We start from the raw sequence: 18,551 nt of genomic DNA, 5'->3' as shown, positions 1-18,551 counted from the left end.
CTATTCAGGAACAGCGAGGAACGGCTCGAGTGCGGTGAGCGCGGCCGCCAGAAAAGCATCGTCATCGAGGTCGCTCAACCGGGTTGCGTTTTCGGCCGCGACCAGGCCCATCAGAATGGGTTCGCCGGTGAGCGGCATCATGTTGATCCACACCGGAAAGTCTGCGTCTTCGCCGACGATGGTCCAGAGCCGCGCAGCGGTGTCCCAGAACGGCACGTCGAAGCGCAGCCAGATCTTGTCGACCACACCCATGCCAAGAGCCGCGATGGCGCCCCGGTGGGCAAAGGGCAGCGGGGGGGAAAACTCGATCGCCGCAGCCTTCAGCACGCCGAGCGGCACCGTCACGATCACCCGATCCGCCGACAACGACTCGCCGGTCCCGAGCCGCAGACTCACCCCGCGGTCATCGTGGGCGATACGGTTGACCACGCTGGAGAGCAACAGTTCGAGCCCCTCCGCGTCACTCGTCAGCAGGGTTGAGTACCCGCCCACCACGATCTGGTCATCGTCGGCGCTTGCAATGTCGGTCGTGTACCAGGCCGATTGCTGGCTCGGCGTGGCGCCGGTCTCCACCTTGAGCTTCGTGGCGATTTCGTACTCAAGCCAGTCGGCATCCGCCAGGCCTTCGGCGTTTGCCGTCGTCGACAGGCCGGCTTCACCCGAGTCGACCAGGGCACGTTCGACCGAGACGTCCTGCTGTTGATCAGCCGCCCAGTCGAGCGCGCCGGCGACGGCCTGGGCCCCGAGCGGTGACACTTCGACGACCGAACCGGCCCGGGTACGCACCTCGGGCGTGCGCACGAACGGCAGCAGCGTCACCCCGAGGGCGGTCAGCTCCTCATCGAGAAAATTGTCGGAGCTGCGGTGCACGAAGGAGGGACCACGTTCGATCGCAAACGGCCAGTCTCCGCTGACGGTATCGATACGCCCCCCGATACGGTCGCGAGCTTCGACCACGACCACGCTGAAGCCGGCGTCGACCAGCTGGCGAGCGGCGGTGATACCGGCAATTCCGGCACCCACGACCATTATTCGTTCGTCGGGTGCCGCGACGTCCCGCACCTGGCTGGCCGCGAGCACGCCCGAGGCGCGCGCGCCCTGCACGGTGCCGGGCTCCTCCCCCGCGGTAGCTTCACCGGCAAAGAACACGCGAGCATCGATGGCCTCGCCGAGGGCCGTGCGATGTTCCGGCGTGGCTCCCACGGCGGCATAACTGAACGATCCCCGGGAGAAGGCGTCGGTCGACCAGTTGGTTCGCGAGACCATGAGGGGCTGAGGCACCAGTGAGGGCGTGAGGGTGGTGGGCGAAACGGATGGCGTCGGCACCGGTGCCGGCGCCACGCACGCAGCGAGCGCCAGCACAGAAAAACCCGACGCCGTGCCGAGCAGAAAAGTGCGCCGCTTCACGATTGGCCCGGTTCACGAGGGTCGTTCGATGCGGCGCCAGTCATGACACCAAACTACCGCAGACCGCGTGTGGGTTGACATTTTCTGACCAAGGTAGTTAGTTAGTTACATGACCAACTAACCCGTGAACCGGGCGGGCGCAGCATCCACTGAAAGCAGGCAGTCCTTGATCGAAGCGGGAAAACCGATCTTCGTGCAGATCGCGGAGCAGATCGAGAACGACATCATCGATGGCGTCATCGAGGAAGAAACACCCGTGCCCTCGACCAACGAATTCGCGGCCTTTCACCGCATCAACCCGGCCACGGCGGGCAAAGGCGTCAACCGTCTGGTCGAGGACGGCATTCTCTACAAAAGGCGAGGAATAGGAATGTTTGTAGCAACCGGAGCCCGGCAGCGGCTCGTCGGCGCCCGCACCGAACAGTTTCGGGCCAATTTCGTCGGCCCACTGCTGAGCGAGGCAGCCAAGCTTGGCATCACGCCAGAGCAAGTGGCCAAAATGATCAGCGAATCCGAGAGAAAGAGCAGCACCTCATGACTGACAGCATCGTGCGCGTCGCCGGCCTCACCAAGAAGTTCGGGGCTTTCACCGCCATCGACGACGTGAGTTTCACGGTCGAACGCAACAAGATCTACGGCCTGCTCGGGCGCAACGGAGCCGGCAAGACCACCCTGATGCAGCTGCTCACCGGGCAGCAGTTCGCCACGAGCGGCACCCTCGAGGTATTCGGTGCCTCCCCGGTTGAGAACGCGCGGGTGTTGCAGTCGCTGTGCTTCATCAAGGAGAGCCAGAAGTATCCCGACAGCTTTAGACCCGACCATGTGCTGGCCAGCGCGCCGTGGTTCTTCGCCCACTGGGACGCCGCATTCGCCGCCCGCCTGGTCGACGATTTTCGACTGCCGCTGAACCGTCCAATCAAGAAGCTCTCCCGCGGCCAGCTTTCCGCGGTCGGCGTGATTGTGGGGCTCGCCTCGCGCGCCCCACTCACTTTCTTTGACGAGCCCTATCTCGGACTCGATGCGGTCGCCCGGCAGATCTTCTACGATCGTCTGCTCGAGGACTACGCCGAGCATCCGCGCACGATCATTCTGTCGACGCACCTCATCGACGAGGTGAGCAACCTGCTCGAGCACGTTCTCGTCATCGACGAGGGGCGCATCCTCATAGACCTGGACGCCGAGCAGCTGCGCGGTTCCGCGAGCACCGTTGTCGGCAAGAAAACGGATGTCGACGCTTTCGTCGCCGGCCGCGACATCATCTCACGAACAGGTATCGGCGGGCTCGCCTCGGTGACCGTCGCTGGCCTCAGCGCGGCCGAACGCGCGGCGGCCCGCGCCACCGGACTCGAACTCTCGCCGGTCTCGCTGCAGCACCTGATCGTGCAGCGCACGACGAGCGACACCGCCGAATCTGAAACTGTGACAACCACCGACGCCTGGAGTGCACGCTCATGACTGATCTGCTAGCCGGCACCGTGGCATCCGTTCACCCGCGCAGCGCCCCGGCACGCATCTGGAACGTGGTGCGGCTGCACCTCATCGACCGGCGCACCTACATTGGGATCCCCTGGCTGATCGTGGGGATGGCGTTTGTGATCACCGTCTTCATCGCCCAGATCATCGGCTTCACGACCGGCGGACTCGGCACACCCGACGCCATCGAGGGCCAGCGCTACAGCTGGGCGGTGCTCTCCCCGCAGTGGTACCTGGTCATAGTCGGCGTGCAGGCCATCTCGTTCGGGTTTCCGCTCGCGCTCGGTTTCGGCGTGACCCGCCGGGACTTCTACCTCGGCACCGCGCTGCTGTTCGTGCTGATCTCGGCCGTCAATGCCCTGGCCTTCGCGGTGCTGACGCAGCTCGAACAGGTGACGGAGGGCTGGTGGATCGACACCTACATGTTCAACGCGCTCTGGCTCGGCCTCGACGGGTTCTGGGTGGACCTGTTCTCGTTCTTCGTGATGGAACTGCTCGTGTTTTTCATCGGTGCGTCGGTCGCGACGATCTACATGCGGTGGCGCATGCCCGGCATGCTCGTGTTCTGGAGCTCGCTGGCGTTGGCCATCGTCGGCGCCGTCACGATCATCACGTTCACGAGCAGCTGGCCGGCGGTCGCGCTGTGGTTCGGCGCGCAGGGCATCGCGGGCATCTTCGCCTGGCTGCTGGTGCCCGCCGCACTCGCCGGCTTCGGCGGGTTCCTGGCCCTGCGCCGGGCCACCCCGAAGAACTAGGCGTTACGCCGGGCGGCGTTCCTCGGCCACGGAGTTGCCGCCGTCGACGACGATCACCTGCCCGGTGACGTAGGCCGCGCCGGGGGAAGCGAGGAACGCGATAACGGATGCGACCTCCCCCGGCGTTCCGCTGCGCCCGGCCGGAACGCGCGCACCTTCCAGCGCCTCGCTCGTGAGCTGCGACCCGGTCGAAATCCAGCCAGGCGCCACGGCGTTGCAGGTGATGCCGGTCGCCGCCTCGTCGACGGCGAGGGCGCGGGTCAGTCCGACCAGGCCGGCCTTGGCCGCGGCGTAGGCGACGTCACCGCGGCTCGCCATGACCGCGCCGCTCACGCTCGAGACCGTCACGACGCGGCCCCAGCCGGCCGCGCGCATGAAACCGATCACCGCGCGCGTGGCGTGAAAGGCCGTGGACAGGTTGATGGCGAGGCCGTGGTCCCATTCGGCGGGGCTGGTCAGAATATCGCCGTGCCCCATCTCGGCGTCGCCGACCGCCACCATGCCGGCATTGTTCACGAGGATCGTCGGCTCGTGCCCGCCCCCAGCGAGGGCCGCCTGAAGTTGCTCCGCACCTGCCTCGGAGTCGAGGGTGCAGACGATTCCGACGGCGTCCCGGCCGGTGGCAGTGAGTTCCGCCGCCCGGTCGTGTACCCGCGCCGTTGTGCCGGTGAGAATCACCCGGGCACCGAGTTCACCCAGCATCCGTGCGGCAGCGAAGCCGATGCCGGTGGCGCTGCCCGCGCCGGTAATGAGCGCCGTACGCCCGCCGAGGTCGAGAGCGGCCGGGAGTAGGGGCGTAAGAGTCATGGCGTCAGGTTAGCGCCCCGCCCCGGGCATAACTCCTGCAATTCGTGGCCGACGCGAAGCGGATGCGCGGAATACCGCGGAATATTTCAGCGGCCGCCTCGATTTGCAGGAGTCATGCCGTGCGACCGGGGGCTAATTCAGGAAATCCGAACCGCCGGCACCCGGTTGTCCCGTGTTTCCGGGGGGTACGGGCGTTGATCCGACCCGAACTCCTGAATTAGCCACGGCCAACCCCCCGACGGAGGCCTGACGAGCTAGACCGGCTCCGGCACGGTCAGAAACCCGTCGGCTACGAGGTCGCGCACCTTGGGCAGCAGCTCGGCGCTCAACGCAACCTCATCGGCATCAAGCAGCTGAGCCAGCGCTCCGATGATGGCACCGACCGCGAGGTCGCCGTCGCAGGCACCGACCAGCCCGGCCAGCGCCGTGTCGAGCGGCACCGCACGGCCGAATCCGCTGCCCTGGTGCAGCGTCATCACGGTCGGATCCGGCTGACCGGGCCAGTAGTGGCGTTCCTCGGTGACGTCGGAGGCCACGGTGAGCTGCGTGCTCAACAGGCGCGCATCATCCGTTTGAGCCTGCCAGTCGTGGGCAGCGAGGCACTCGGCGAGGTGCGCGCCGAGGCCGGCCGGATTGTGGCCGAGAGCGCCGGGCATCCGTTCAAGACGGCGCAGGGTGGGAGCGGAAACCGGAAGGCGCAGCAGCAGGTAGCCAAAGCCCACTCGGCGCACGTCGCGCGCGTCGAAGTCGTTCAGCCAGGCGTCGTAGAGCCGGTCGAAGTCGGGGCCGGGCCGGGTACCGCCGTCGCGGATCCACGTTTCGGCGTACTCGCCCGGTGACTGAACCTCGCGTTCGATGATCCACGCGTCGAGTTTTTGAGAATGCGCTTCTGAAGAATGTGCCGCCAAGCCGACGACCGGCGTGAGCCAGCCGTCGAGCCGTTCGAAGGCATCCGTTTCGCCCGGGTATTCCCAGTTGCCGAGCAGCTGCGCCACGCCGCCGGGTGTGAGATGGTCGGCGGCTCCGCGCACGACGGCCTCGACCAGGGCGTCCCCGACCATGCCGCCGTCGCGGTATTCATAGCTCGGCACCCCCTCGGCGCGCGGGGTGATCACGAACGGCGGATTCGAGATGATGTGGTCGAACCGCTCCCCCGCCACCGGTTCGTACAGGCTGCCGAGCCGAAACTCGATGTTATCGATCTCGTTGAGCCCGGCGTTGAGCGCGGCGAGTTCGAGCGCGCGCACCGAGATGTCGGTGGCGACGACGTGCTCGGCGTGCCGAGAGGCGTGCATCGCCTGGATTCCGCAGCCCGTGCCGATGTCGAGCGCGCGCCCGACCGCGCCCGGCATCATGAGGCCGCTGAGCGTGCGCGAAGCGCCGCCGATACCGAGAACGTGGGTTTCGCCGAGCGGATGCCCGAGCGCCAGCTCCCCCAGATCGCTCACGATCCACCAGCTGCCGGCGCCGTGCGCGTCGATGAAGCTGTACGGCCGCAGGTCGACGATCGGGCGCACCCCGGCGTCAGCGTCCCCGGCTGGACCGTCCCCGGCCACACCGTCGACAACAACGAGGCCGAGCTGTTCAGCTCCGGTCGCGCGAAGCGTTGGCAGGGCTGCATCGAGGTCGGCACTCGAGACCGGCTCGCTAAGCAAGAACAGCCGGGCGAGGGTTGCGGCCGGTTCGTTCCGCCCCAGTGTGGTGGCGAGCGCGGCGAGCGCCCGCCGGGCCGGAACCCGCTGGTTGCGAAACAGGGCGGCATCCGCTTCGATGCCCCACAGGCCGGTCAGACCGGGGACAGTAAAACGGGCGGCGGCGAGGTCGGTGCGCAGCCGAGGAATGAGAGTTGCAGAAGTCACTGATCCATTCAACTCGATCAGCGCGGTCACAACCACCGCATGGTGAATGCCCGGGCCACCAGCTCATTCGCCGGCGGCAGGGTGAGGCCGCGCACCAGTGCGTTGCGGGCGCCCAGCCGCATCCCGTGGGCCGGCCGCCCCATGGCCATGTTGAAGCCGGCCTGCCGGGCCGCTCGGCTGGCGGCGGGGCGTCGGGTGCGATCGTAACCGTTCACAGCGGATGCCGCCGCCCCCGGTTCGAGCAGCGCCCGCTGCAGCGCCGGCCGAAGCGCAACGGCGTCGAGCCAGCCCAGGTTCATGCCCTGCCCGCCGATCGGACTGATCTGGTGCGCCGCATCGCCCACCAGCACGACACGGCCGGAATGCATACTCGCCGCGAGCCGCTGCTGCACGGCGAACGCGCTCGCGGGCCCGAGCGGTTCGGCCACCCCCACGCCGGTTCGATGGTGGATCAGCGCGGCCAGGTCGGCGCTGTCGGCATCCGCTGCCAGATGGTCGGTCATCGCCACCCACCGTCGTCGTGCACCGGGCAGCGGAAACGACTCGACCACACCGCCGCGCTCGAAGTAGAGCACCGCATCGGCGTCGCGTGATTCGGGGTCGGCGAAGTCGCCCATGAGATAGGTTTCACGGCCGCCGACCTCGCGCCAGCCGATGCCGACCTGCTCGCGCACGCGGCTGCGGGCGCCGTCGGCACCGACCACATACCGGGCCTCCACCGGTCCGGCCGTCGTTGCGAGTTGCACGGCATCGCCGCGGTCGCGCAGCCCGGTCACCGTCACACCGCTGCGATACCGGCCGGGCCGCAGCTGGTCGAATCGGTCTCGCAGCAGGGCTTCCGTCTCGTATTGCGGCAGGGTCACGACGAACGGATAGACCGGCGCGGCCCGCTCGAAAGACAGGGCCCCGAGCTGTCGGCCGTCGCAACGCACCTCCCCGGCGCGAATGCGCACGGCCCGCTCAAGCAGCGCGTCGGCGACACCGATTTCGGCGAGTGCCGCCAGCGACGGCGGGTGGATGCCAATGGCCCGGGAGCGCAGCGACGGCGTTTCACGCCGTTCGAGCACCTCAACGTCGAGTCCGCCGACGGCCAGCACGCAGGCGAGCATCGTGCCGACCGGCCCGCCTCCCACGATGACGACGTCACGCATCCGGCGGCGTCCAGCCCAGCACGAGCCGGGACGGTAACCCCCGCGACACCGTCCACCCGGCAGGCACCACCGCCCGCAACTCGGTGGCGGTGTAGCTGCGCCGAATCGAGGTGAGCCCGTCCGGGCGAATGTAGGAGTGCCGAAAGAACGGCGTGGTCGCCGCCGCGAACCCGAGATATGCGTGGTTGGAACGCTCCAGGTCGGCGTGCAACACCCGACGCCGCACCAGATCCTCCGAATCCACGAGCAGCCCCTTCAACTCGGCCACGCTGAGGTGGTGCAGCACATGGTTCGAGACCACGAAGTCGAACCGTGCGCCCTCGGCCACGAGGTCGGAGCTCAACGCCCGCCGAAACGACAACCCGGCGATCTTCGGCTGGCTGGTCGCGAACACGTGCGCACGGGCATCCGGATCGATACCGATCACCGCGAGGCGCAGGCCGTCGCGCATCGCCCAACGGGCGAGCGCCCGCGAGACGTCCCCGCCGCCCGAGCCCACATCGAGCAGCGTCATCTCCGTCGTGGTCGACAGGTCGGGGCGGATGCTGCGGCGATAGATCCCCCACCAGCCGGAGACGAGCGCGTTGACGACACGAAAATCCTGGTACGTGCGGGTGAGCATAGCCGGGTCGCAGAACGGAGAATCCATGATCTCGACCGCTCCGTGCGCCCGAACCCGCAGTGACGGAAGGGCCATTCAGCCCTCGATCACGGTCATCAGGCAGGATTCCACGGTGAGGCCGGGACCGAAGGCCATGGCGCAGACCCGTTCCCCGTCGGCGGTGGCCGAGCCGTCGAGGATGGCCTTCATCACGAACAGAATCGTCGCACTGCTCATATTGCCGTTGGTGCGCAGGGTCTCCCGCGACGGAAGCAGCTGGTCGGCGCGCAGCTCGAGCTTCGCCTCGGTCTTATCGAGGATGCTGCGACCGCCCGGGTGGATGGCCCAGTGCTCGATCACCGAGCTGAGCGAGGCGGGGGGTGCGATGGTGAGCACCGGTGCAGCCAGCACGGTGCCGACAGCCGACACCGCGGAATCCGCGTGGAGCGAAGCGGCGAGCTGGCCGGTGATCGACGCGTCACGGGCGAACAGCGGCGCCAGAGCTCCCTCGATGTGCTCGTCGATGATGTGCGGAACATAGGTGCTCAGTACCATCTCGAAGCCCGCATCGCCGATCTTCCAGGCCATGTCGCCCTCGCCGACCGGGGTGATCACCGTTTCGAAGAGGTCGAGGGCGAGGGCCTTCTCACCGGGCAAAGGCGGCCGGGCGCTGACGATGCCGGCGGCGGCGCCGTCGGAGAACAGCGATGACGCGACGATGGTGTCCGGGTCGCTCGAGGTGCGCAGGTGCAGCGAGCACAGCTCCGCGCTGACCACGAGCACGACCGCGTTCGGGTCGGCCTCGACGAACTGCTTCGCGGTGCGCAGGGCCGGCATCGACGCGTAGCAGCCCATGAATCCGAGGTGGTAGCGCTGGGTGCTCGCCCGGAGGCCGAGCTCCCGCACCAGCATGTAGTCGGGTCCCGGCGCGTAGAAACCGGTACAGGAGACGGTGACGACATGGGTCACGTCTTCGGGGCGAATGTCGGGGCAGGCGGCGAGCGCGAGGCGCCCGGCTTCGACGAACAGTTTGGTGGCCTCGGAAATATACAGCTCGTTACGCACCTTGGTACTCGGCACCAGCAAAAGCTGCTGCCTCGCATCAAAGAATTGCGGATCGGTCGCATCGTTGTCGAGGGTGAGTTCGTCGATGACGGTATGCCGGGTCTCGATGCCCGACACGTTGAAACTGGTGCTGACCAGCCGTTGCGCGAGCCTGCTCAGCCCGGGCTGGGCGGCGAAGATGTCGCGCACCTGCTCTTGGATCAGAATCGTCGGGGGAACTACGGTCTGGAGCGCTCTCAGCGTGACGGCCATGAGTTAGTGTCGCACGCGACTTCGATCGAGTACACCCCTGCAGCGCAAAGCTAGGGAAGGCGAGCGAACAATCGGGTTCCGCTGAGCGCGAGCAGCAGGCCGGCGGTCACGATGGCGGTGACACCGCCGAGGTAGGCCACGACGGTGCCGAACACGCCGACGCGCTCGAACAGGCTGCTGCTGAGCACGAGCGTGGTGATGAACGCCAGTGCCGAGACAGTACCGCAGCCGATTGACAACCAGCGAACGACGCGCACCGTGGAGCGGCGCAGTCCCGTGAAAGCGGGCCACCGTGAACTGGCGGCCGCCGTCTCTGTTCGTAACTCGACGCCCACGCGAGGCCAGGCCAGCACCGCCCCGGCGAGGCAGCCCCACAGAGCCACCCAGAGCAGCGCGGCGATCACGTCGCTGGGCCGGTGCCACTGGTTGGCGAGGGTCGCCACGCCGGCGAGCACGGCGAAGGCGGTGCCCCAGCCGGCGACCATCGGGCGCAGGCGCGGGCTCGCCACGAGAAAAACGACGAGAGCGGATGCCGCCGCCACCGTCGTATGCCCCGACGGGAATGAGTTTCCGGCGTAGCCCTCGACCGCGAGGTCGGGCCGGGCCAGGATGCCGTATTTCAGCAGCTGAGCCGAGGCCGTGGCCGCTGCGGCAGCGACGAGCGCGACAGCGAGCGTGCGCCAGTTGCGCCGCACGAAGGCGATGACCGCCGTCAGCAGCACCCCGAACGCCACAGCGACGTCGGGTACCGAGTCGAGTACCCGCCCGGTGAACGGGGTGATGCTGCGGCGGCCGAATTCGGCGCCGTCATAGGCGAGCTGATCGGCCTCCTGACCGACATGGCTGCGCACGAAGAACAGGTACAGACCCGTGAAGGTCACCGTGATGAGCGCGGCCCCCGCAAGGTACCCCAGCGATCCCTTGGTCAGGGAGCTTCGAGGGGACCAGTTGCGCACGATCAAGCATGCCACAGTGTGTGTGAGAGCCACCTGCGCTTCGCGAGCCGACTACCGGGTACTGAGCACGACCTTGCCGCGCAGGTGGCCGGCCATGAGATAACGGTAAGCCTCCTGTACCTGCTCAAGAGGAAACACCGAGTCGATCGGCAGCACGATCTGGCCCGTCGCGATGAGGTCAGCGAGCACTTCAAGATCGCCGATGGTCGCGGCCTGGCCACCCACCTCGGTGATTCCGGCTCCGGCCCGATGGCCGCGTGCGGCGATCGTATTGATGCGGGTTCCGGGCACGCCAAGCTCCAGGGCCGCATCGATCGTCGCCGCGCCGTTGTAGTCGAGGGCGGCCGTCACGATCGGAGTGATCGCGCGCACCCGTTCGACCAGGCCGTCCCCGTAAGCCACCGGCAGCACGCCGAGGCCGCGCAGAAAATCGTGGTTGACCGAACTCGCGGTACCGATCACCGTCGCCCCGGTGCGACGCGCGAGCTGGCAGGCGAGCACACCAACGCCGCCGGCGGCAGCACCGATCAGCACGGTATCATCGACGCCCAGCCCGAGCGAGGCCACGCTGGCCCACGCGGCGCGCCCCGCGATGTCGAGGCCACCGGCCTGCTCAAACGTCAGGCCGATCGGTTTCCTGAGGATGCGAGACGCGTCGACGACGACAAAGTCGGCCTGCGCGTTCATGCGCTTGCCGCCGAACACCGCGTCCCCCAGCTGAAAATCCGTCACACCGTCACCGAGCTCGTCGATCACGCCCGAGAAATCGTTGCCGTTGCCGCAGGGCGGAACCGCCTCGTAGCGCACGGCAGCCGGGCCGCCGTGAAATATCTTGTAGTCCACCGGATTGAGGCCGGCACAGAGCACCCGCACGCGCACCTCCCCGCGCCCGGCCTGCGGCTGCTCATCGTGCACAATGCTCAGCACTTCTGGACCACCGAATTCGTCAATGCGTACGTATCGCGCCATGCGGCCAGCCTAGGGCCCCTGATACCGAGAACAATTCACTAGTACCACTTGCCCATTTACCCCGAGCGATTCAGGATTGATGTGTGGCGTACACCGGTTGTTCAAGAACATCTGATCGAATAGTGTCAAGCATCGTAACAGCGTGCTCGCAGAGCGCGCCTACGACAAACGGATGGACGCTTCGTGAGCATTCGAACGGCTGAGTACCCCCGGCCGGACCACTTCCTGTTACACCTGAGCGACACCCACCTGCTGGCGGGAGGCTCGAAGCTCTACGGCAGCGTCAATGTCGAGGCCCATCTGGCCGGGCTTTTCGCCGAGGTCGAGGCCTCGGGCGCCCGACCCCAGGCCATCGTCTTCACCGGTGATCTCGCCGACAAGGGCGAACCGGGTGCCTACGAGTTACTGCGTGAGATCGTCGAACCCGCAGCGGCACGGCTCGGCGCTCGCGTCATCTGGGTGATGGGCAATCACGACAACCGTTCCGCCTTCCGCACGGAACTCCTCGACCAGCAGCCAAGCGAAGCTCCGATCGACCAGTCGTACGACCTCAATGGGCTACGCCTGATCACCCTCGATACCTCGGTACCGGGCCACCACTACGGAGCCGTGACCGACCAGCAACTGCTCTGGCTCGCCGACGAGCTGCGGGTGCCGGCACCGGACGGCACGATCCTCGCCATGCACCACCCGCCGATCCCGAGCGTGCTCGATCCGGCCACCGCCGTGGAACTGCGCGACCAGAACCAACTGGCCGAGGTGCTCCGCGGCTCCGATGTGCGCAGCATCATCGCCGGGCACCTGCACTACTCATCGATGGCCATGTTCGCCGGCATCCCGGTGTCGGTCTCGTCGGCGACCTGTTACACGCAGGATCTCAACGTTCCCGTCGGCGGCACCCTCGGCCGCGACGGCGCCCGAGCGTTCAACCTCGTGCACGTCTACCCGGGCACGGTGCTGCACTCCGTCGTTCCGCTCGGCCATTACCCCACGCTGGAATACGTTGACGCCGCCGAAAGCGCGCGTCGCCTGCGCGCTTCCGGCATCGAAATCATGCCGTCGGAAACTCTGCCTGCATTGCGCGAGCCGCCGATGACCAGGCCGGTCCCGGTTCTGCACTAGTCTCGGCGCTGGCCCGTTCCCACGGTGCCACGATCGGAAAGTACAGCTCGAGAAATTCGGTGACCGCAGCGCGACGCACCTCGGTCGAGATCTCCGGGTGGCTGCCGTCGTTGAGGCAGAACATGTCTTGGTCGCGTCGCTTGCGCAGCTGGTTCATCTGCCGCAGGGCGATGCGCAGGGTCGTCTCGATGTACAGCGATCGCACCTGGGTCTGTGCTACCGCACGGCCGGTCATCAACGCATAGTAGTGGTACAACGAGTTGGTGACCGAGATGTCGGTCGCCGAACGAAACCGGCTCGCCGCCGTGCGGCTGAAGTCCTCGGGAAACTCCTTCTCCAACTCGAGCAGCACGCTCTTGCGCATCGGCGCCGGCGTGTGCTCCAGGTGCCGGGTGGTGACCTTGCCGAACCGACCGCGCAGCAGCGCACGGTTCACGCGGGCCGCATTCTCGAACCCGCTGCGGGTCGGGTCATTTTCACCCAGACCGATACGAGTGGATGCCTCCACGAACTTGGTGACCCCGCCCGGCGAGAAGAACAGTTCGGGGCCCACCGGACGGCCGAAGAACATGTCGTCGTTGGAGTAGAGAAAATGCTCGGCGAGCCCGGGGATGTGATGCAGCTGGCTCTCGACGGCGTGCGAATTGTGAATCGGCAACACGCTCGTGTCCACGAAGAAGTCTTCACTGCGCATGATCGTGACACGGGGATGCTCGGCGAGCCACTCGGGCGCCGGCGAGTCGGTGGCGATGAAGATGCGGCGAATCCACGGGGCGAACATGTAAACGCTGCGCAGCGCATACTTCAATTCGTCAATCTGGCGAAAACGAGCGTCGGAATCGTCACCCTCGCCGACCACATAGGCCTTCATGCGCTTGGCGCGTTCCCGCTGGAATTCGTCGCTCGACCCGTCGACCCAGCTGAACACCAGGTCGATGTCGAAGGAGACGTCGCTGGCCAGGTCGTCGAACATGTTCTGCAGGGTCAGCCAGGTGCGCCCGTACAGCTCGATCGTGGTTTCGCGGGCTTCGGAGCGCGGCAGGCGGGTGCGCATGAGCGCATTCTCTACAGGCGCGATGATCTCGTCTTCGCCGAAACGCCAGAGCTCGAACTGGAACGCGGTCTGGGCGCCATAGCGGAGACGGCCGATCGGTTCGATGCGCGGGCGGTACACCCGAAAAACGTTGGACTTACGCAGGGTGGTGAGCGCGCCGTCAGCGAGCAGAAACTGTTGACTCACGGTGCCGCCCTGCGGCTTCGCATAGAAAGGCTCGTTGGAAAAGGCCCGACTCAGAACCTTGGTGATTTCCTTGCGCTGCTTGCGGTCGACGGCGATGACCGGACGGTTGTGGTCGCCGCGCACGAGCAGAAATTCAATGCCGGCCTTCGTGAGAGCGTCGTGAACGGCCACGAGGTCCTTCACCATGGACTCATGCGGGGTGTAATGGCCGTTGATGAGGGCAATCTCGCCCTTGCGCACCACGAGGTCGTCGCGGTCGAAGCGGCGAGTGCGGGCATCCGGTGTGATCAGTACCAACTCGGGCTCGCTGCTGAGCGACAGGGTCGGGATCAGCCCGGTGTTGGTCAACGGTTCCGGCGCACTCGAGTCGTAGCCGACCGAATCGGTGCGCAGTGCGTCGGTGTCGAAGATCTCACCGGTCAAAGAATCGGGGTAACCCAGCTCGGACGTTTCCGGTCGAGCGTCCGGGATGTCGAGTGTCGCCATGGTCCTCCTTGAAAAAATGGAGCACTCGATCGTGACCAGCCGAGGCTGACGCGAGGAGTGCGGCCGAAGATGCCGGCGTGGATGCTTCAGTGTGGTTCGCAGCGACAATTTTATCGAGAAGTGACGATGTTCTCGATGTGCATGCTCGATAGCTCAGTGTACGTCTCGAGGTCGCAAGTTAGCTGCGCGTGCGAACCACAGTGCGAAGACGCCGAACAGGCCGATGATCAGGGCCAGGAGCAGGATCGTGACCAGGTCGTGCGCGATGTTCAGCACGGTGAGACCGGCCGGGCGGCGATCGAACGCGTCGTGGGTGATCATGCGAGCGGCGGTGAATCCGGCCCGGAAGATGACGCCGGTGAGCAGGGTGTTGAACAGAAAGTTTCTGCCGTCGAAGTTCTGGGCGATTGCCGCGGCGCCGGCCAGCACGGCGGCGGGGTGAGGCTGACGATGACCGTGATGATGATCGCCCCGGTGCCGCTGCCCGTCATGCTTCTTCGGTGTGCCCGACCACTTTCATCCAGTACCGACCGAAGACGGCGCGGGTGTACCAGATGGAGCCGACGACCATACTCGACCCGGTGGCCAGGAGCCGGCCCAAATGTTGATCTCGGGAACCATCAGGGATCCTTTCGACGTGCCCCGGGAGTGTAAGGCTGGGGTGTCGGGCTGGGGTGTCGGCTGGGGTGGTACCCCGATGTTAGTGCGTGTGCGGGCGGTCAGAGTGTTGCGCTTCGACCGCGATTTCGCCGGCGATTTCAGCGGCGATTTCAGCGGCGATTTCAGCGAGCAGCACGGCGGTAGCGTCGACCGGCGGCAGCCGTGCTGGGTCGGTGACCGGCAGTTGGCAGACGAAGTCGCGGCAGAGATACGCGGTGGGTTGGCCGGTCGGGGCCGCCCGCCCTGCGAATAGGTCGAATCCGGCAACAGCGAAGGCCCGCGCCTGGGTTTCGGACACGGATGCGACGACTCCCGCCGGGTGACGGCGCGCGAGGTCGTTCAGGGTGATGGGCTGGCTGGCGTTCCCGCTTATTCGATCGGGCGACACGATGATGAGCTGCTCGATCGGTGCATTCAATTCGTCGAACAAGCGCAGCGCGGCGCCGTAGGCGAGTGGGCGGGCGGGGGCGAGGGTGGCGACGAGGCTGAGGCCGGCCCGCGCGGCCCGACGGTAGCGGTCGTCGCCGGTGAGGCGGTGCAGGAGCAGGGCGGCGTCGGCGGTGGCGGACAGCCCCGAGGGGTAGGCCCCCTCGGAGGGATCGATGGTGCTGACCAGTCCCTGCCCGCTCAGCACCGGATCGGCACCGTACGGCGGACGGAAAACGGGAGTGTCTTCGGTGCCCGATAGTGTGCTGTCGAGCAGGTGACGGGCCCGGGTGGCGTAGGTTGCGTCACCGGTGACGAGTGCGAGTTCGAGGAGTCCCCGTGAGTACATGCCGTAGTCCTCCAGGGTGGCTTTAGCCGTGGACGTGCGCCCGTTGACCGAGGCTCGCACCAGAGTGCCGTCGGCACGCTCGTGCTGCTCGCGCAGGGAGTCGGCTGCCCGGCGGGCGGCGGCGATGAGCTCGGGCCGGTCGAAGGCAAAGCCGGCCCGAGCCAGAGCCTGGATGGCGAGACCGTTCCAGCCGGTGAGCACCTTCTCATCGAGGGCCGGCGGGGTCTGTCTCGCTCGCTCGCCTGGTTCGAGGGCGTAGTAGCTGCCCTCGACCCGTTGGCCGTCAACGGTGCTCTCGGAGTCCTGGGCGCTCGCGAACCCACCGCCGGGCAGCTGCAAAACCGTGCAGAGAAAACCGGCGATTTCCTCGGCGACGGTGCGTGCCCACGACTGGCCGGTGAGCATCCAGGCTCGGGTGTAGAGGCTGAGCAGTTGGGCGTTGTCGTAGAGCATGCGCTCATAGTGCGGGTCGCTCCAGTTTCGGTTGACCGCGTAGCGAAAGAAGCCGCCCTCAATCGCATCGCGCAACGGTGACGCCCCCATGACCTTCAGGGTGCGCAGGGCCAGGGCCGGCCCGTCACCCGGCACATCACCGTGCCCCAGCTCACCGTGCCCGAGCAGAAAGGACAGCGCCGGTGCCACCGGAAACTTCGGGCTGCCGCCAAAACCGCCGAACCGGGCGTCTTCGTAGCCGACCAGTTCGGCCACGGCCTGGTCGAGTGCGGCGCTGCCGGGCTGCGCGGTACCCGCCGCACCTCCCCCGGCGGCCAGCTGCCGCGCCGAGTCAGCGAGCAGTTCCGCCACCCGGGAGGCACCGGCCGTGACCTCGGCGCGGCGGGTGAGCCAGGCATCCGTCACTGCGGTCAGCACCTCACGAAATGCCGGATGCCCCGCAACGGCCACCGGCGGAAAGTACGTTCCCGCGTGGAACGCCTGCCCGTCGGGGGTGACGAACACGTTCAGCGGCCAGCCGAGCCCCTCCACGAAGGCGCTCGCGGCGGCGAGGTAGCTCGCGTCGACGTCGGGATGCTCCTCCCGGTCGACCTTGATGCTCACGAAGTGGGCGTTGAGGTACTCGGCGACGGCCGGGTCGCTGAAGCTCTCCCTGGCCATGACGTGACACCAGTGGCAGGTGGAATAGCCGATCGACACGAGAACGGGCACATCTCGCCTGCGGGCTGCGGCGAACGCCTCCTCACCCCAGCCGAACCAGTGCACCGGGTTGTCGGCGTGGCTGCGCAGGTAGGGACTGATGGCGTCGGCGAGGTGGTTGGGCATGCTCCATTCTGCGCTCGCCGGCAACTGAGCGCGAGGGGACGGCAGCTAGACGACGCCGAGCAGGGCGTTCCGGCGGCGCTGCACCCGCACCCACACCACGAACCCCACGAGGGTGAAGGCGCCGTAAAACAGATAGAGCACCGCTGAGGCGTAGTAGCCGGCGCTGATCAGCAGGGGCACCCCGACGACGTCGACGGCCACCCAGATCAGCCAGAACTCGGTCCACCCCTTGGCCATGCCGTAGGTCGCGAGCAGCGAGCCGGTGAAGATCCAGGCATCCGCCCAGACCGGTTCGAACGAACCGAGCGCCCGAAAGATGGGAGTGAGCACGAGGGTGCCTGCGACCAGGCCGAGTCCCAGCACAATCCGGGTGCGATTGCCCGCCCAGTGCGGCGCCACCGCCACATGCACGGCCGAGTTGCGGCTGCGCTGCCACTGCACCCAGCCGAAGATCGACACGACGATGAACATGATCTGACGACCGGCCTGGCCGAGCAGGTTGACCGGGTTGGGCGTGCCGAACACGGCACCGAGAAAGACGGTGAACAGCAGGGCGTTGCCGATGATGCCGACCGGCCAGGCCCAGATTTTGCGACGCATACCGCCGACCGCGCTCGCGATGCCGAAGGCATTGCCGACGACCTCCCGCCAGAGGATGGTCTGGGTGCCGATCTGCAACTGGGCGTCGAACAGCCATTCAATGGGGTTCATGGGATCTTTCTGCCGGGCGGCGCGCTCTCTGAGACGCAGCGCATCCCAATGTACGCCGCTCGCGGAGCTCGCCGATACACCGGTGGCCCCGCCGACGAGGAGTCTGCGGGGCCACGTGACGAACGGATGCTGCGGGCTAGTTCACCTCGTTGGGGTGCGCCGAGACACGCCCGGCACGCTCGAGCGCGGAGATCATGGTGACCTCGGTGCGGGTGAGTTCGAAGTCGAACACGTCGAAGTTCTCGGCCATGCGTTCCACCCGGTTTGATTTCGGGAACAGGATGTTGCCCACCTGCAGGTGCCAGCGGATGACAACCTGCGCGGGCGACTTGCCGTGCGCGTCGGCAGCATCCGCTACTACCTGCTCGTCGAAGAGGGGGTACTTGCCCTGGCCGAGCGGGCCCCACGCCTCGATGTTGATACCGTTCTCGCGGGCGAACGCGGTGACCTCGGGCTGCTGGTGAGCCGGGTGCAGCTCGATCTGGTTGACGGCGGGCACGATGCTCGTCTCGTGAAGCAGGCGGTCGAGGTGCGGCACCAGAAAGTTGGATACGCCGATCGAGCGGGCACGACCCGACTCCTGGATCTTTTCGAGGGCCTTCCAGCTCTCGACGAACTTGTCGTTGGCGGGGGCTGGCCAGTGGATCAGGTAGAGGTCGACGTAGTCGAGGCCGAGCTTCTCCAGGCTCTCCTCGAACGCGTCGAAGGCCGACTGGGTGCCCTGGCGGTCGTTCCAGAGCTTGGTCGTGATGAACAACTCGGAGCGGTCGATCTTCGAGGCGGCGAGCGCCTTGCCGACGCCCTCTTCGTTGCCGTAGATGGCGGCGGTGTCGATGTGGCGGTAGCCGACCGACAGCGCGTCGGCGACGATGCGGGTGGTTTCGTCGGGTTCGACCTTGAATACGCCGAAACCGAGCTGCGGAATCGTGTGGCCGTCGTTGAGGGTGATGGTGGGTACAGATTTCGTCATCCCCCAACCCTATG

Annotated in this window: 17 protein-coding genes; 4 read left to right on the top strand and 13 right to left on the bottom strand. The window is 66.8% G+C overall.

Annotated features, from left to right (window positions below; translation table 11 throughout):
• Positions 1-1,407: an NAD(P)/FAD-dependent oxidoreductase gene (locus tag E3O25_RS06005; RefSeq protein ID WP_134360716.1), complete on the bottom strand. Its 1,407-nt coding sequence runs from the start codon at positions 1,405-1,407 to the stop codon at positions 1-3.
• 166 nt (positions 1,408-1,573) lie between these two features.
• On the opposite strand from E3O25_RS06005, the gene E3O25_RS06000 reads away from it, so the two are divergent.
• From E3O25_RS06000 to E3O25_RS05990, 3 genes are read left to right on the top strand one after another with little or no spacing between them, the layout of a single operon-like run.
• Complete coding sequence (locus E3O25_RS06000; RefSeq protein ID WP_134360715.1) at positions 1,574-1,945, top strand: GntR family transcriptional regulator; 372 nt, start codon at positions 1,574-1,576, stop codon at positions 1,943-1,945.
• Positions 1,942-2,862: an ABC transporter ATP-binding protein gene (locus tag E3O25_RS05995; protein WP_134360714.1), complete on the top strand. Its 921-nt coding sequence runs from the start codon at positions 1,942-1,944 to the stop codon at positions 2,860-2,862. The genes E3O25_RS06000 and E3O25_RS05995 overlap by 4 nt, the downstream gene beginning before the upstream one ends.
• The gene (locus tag E3O25_RS05990; RefSeq protein ID WP_134360713.1) at positions 2,859-3,635 is read left to right on the top strand and encodes a hypothetical protein; all 777 of its coding nucleotides are present in this window, start codon (positions 2,859-2,861) and stop codon (positions 3,633-3,635) included. The genes E3O25_RS05995 and E3O25_RS05990 overlap by 4 nt, the downstream gene beginning before the upstream one ends.
• A gap of 3 nt (positions 3,636-3,638) precedes the next feature.
• On the opposite strand, the gene E3O25_RS05985 is transcribed toward E3O25_RS05990, so the two are convergent.
• The 7 genes from E3O25_RS05985 to E3O25_RS05955 form a co-directional block, all read right to left on the bottom strand.
• Positions 3,639-4,442 carry an SDR family NAD(P)-dependent oxidoreductase gene (locus tag E3O25_RS05985; RefSeq protein WP_134360712.1) on the bottom strand — a complete coding sequence of 268 codons (804 nt, stop codon included), beginning with the start codon at positions 4,440-4,442 and terminating at the stop codon, positions 3,639-3,641.
• Positions 4,443-4,696: 254 nt separating this feature from the next.
• Positions 4,697-6,301 (bottom strand): methyltransferase, encoded by a 1,605-nt coding sequence (locus E3O25_RS05980; RefSeq protein WP_092111280.1) that lies wholly within the window; start codon positions 6,299-6,301, stop codon positions 4,697-4,699.
• Positions 6,302-6,327: 26 nt separating this feature from the next.
• Positions 6,328-7,452 (bottom strand): NAD(P)/FAD-dependent oxidoreductase, encoded by a 1,125-nt coding sequence (locus E3O25_RS05975; RefSeq protein WP_092111215.1) that lies wholly within the window; start codon positions 7,450-7,452, stop codon positions 6,328-6,330.
• Positions 7,445-8,149 carry a class I SAM-dependent methyltransferase gene (locus E3O25_RS05970; RefSeq protein ID WP_134360711.1) on the bottom strand — a complete coding sequence of 235 codons (705 nt, stop codon included), beginning with the start codon at positions 8,147-8,149 and terminating at the stop codon, positions 7,445-7,447. Before E3O25_RS05970 ends, E3O25_RS05975 begins: the two co-directional genes overlap by 8 nt.
• Positions 8,150-9,370, bottom strand: coding sequence for a type III polyketide synthase (locus tag E3O25_RS05965; RefSeq protein ID WP_134360710.1), 1,221 nt, complete (start codon positions 9,368-9,370; stop codon positions 8,150-8,152). It lies immediately after the preceding gene.
• 50 nt (positions 9,371-9,420) lie between these two features.
• On the bottom strand, positions 9,421-10,326 hold the full coding sequence (locus tag E3O25_RS05960; protein ID WP_166787667.1) for a phosphatase PAP2 family protein: 906 nt from the start codon (positions 10,324-10,326) through the stop codon (positions 9,421-9,423).
• Positions 10,327-10,377: 51 nt separating this feature from the next.
• On the bottom strand, positions 10,378-11,295 hold the full coding sequence (locus tag E3O25_RS05955; RefSeq protein WP_134360709.1) for an NADP-dependent oxidoreductase: 918 nt from the start codon (positions 11,293-11,295) through the stop codon (positions 10,378-10,380).
• Between the two features lie 183 nt (positions 11,296-11,478).
• On the opposite strand from E3O25_RS05955, the gene E3O25_RS05950 reads away from it, so the two are divergent.
• A complete protein-coding gene (locus tag E3O25_RS05950) occupies positions 11,479-12,417 on the top strand; it encodes a phosphodiesterase (RefSeq protein ID WP_092111205.1) in 939 nt (312 codons plus the stop codon).
• On the opposite strand, the gene E3O25_RS05945 is transcribed toward E3O25_RS05950, so the two are convergent.
• From E3O25_RS05945 to E3O25_RS05925, 5 genes are all read right to left on the bottom strand, one after another.
• Positions 12,347-14,143 (bottom strand): stealth family protein, encoded by a 1,797-nt coding sequence (locus E3O25_RS05945; RefSeq protein ID WP_092111203.1) that lies wholly within the window; start codon positions 14,141-14,143, stop codon positions 12,347-12,349. The genes E3O25_RS05950 and E3O25_RS05945 overlap by 71 nt on opposite strands.
• A 153-nt stretch (positions 14,144-14,296) precedes the next feature.
• Positions 14,297-14,572 carry a hypothetical protein gene (locus tag E3O25_RS17420; protein ID WP_241983808.1) on the bottom strand — a complete coding sequence of 92 codons (276 nt, stop codon included), beginning with the start codon at positions 14,570-14,572 and terminating at the stop codon, positions 14,297-14,299.
• A gap of 271 nt (positions 14,573-14,843) precedes the next feature.
• Entirely contained in the window at positions 14,844-16,856 is a 2,013-nt protein-coding gene (locus E3O25_RS05935) for a thioredoxin domain-containing protein (RefSeq protein WP_134360708.1), read from the bottom strand.
• A gap of 45 nt (positions 16,857-16,901) precedes the next feature.
• Positions 16,902-17,567, bottom strand: a complete 666-nt coding sequence (gene pnuC / locus E3O25_RS05930; protein WP_092111199.1) for a nicotinamide riboside transporter PnuC — start codon at positions 17,565-17,567, stop codon at positions 16,902-16,904.
• A gap of 136 nt (positions 17,568-17,703) precedes the next feature.
• The gene (locus E3O25_RS05925; RefSeq protein WP_092111197.1) at positions 17,704-18,537 is read right to left on the bottom strand and encodes an aldo/keto reductase; all 834 of its coding nucleotides are present in this window, start codon (positions 18,535-18,537) and stop codon (positions 17,704-17,706) included.
• Positions 18,538-18,551: the final 14 nt, after the last annotated feature.

Source organism: Cryobacterium sp. TMT1-3, assembly GCF_004402315.1.
GTDB lineage: Bacteria > Actinomycetota > Actinomycetes > Actinomycetales > Microbacteriaceae > Cryobacterium > Cryobacterium luteum.
This window is presented reverse-complemented; position numbering and strand designations above follow the sequence as displayed.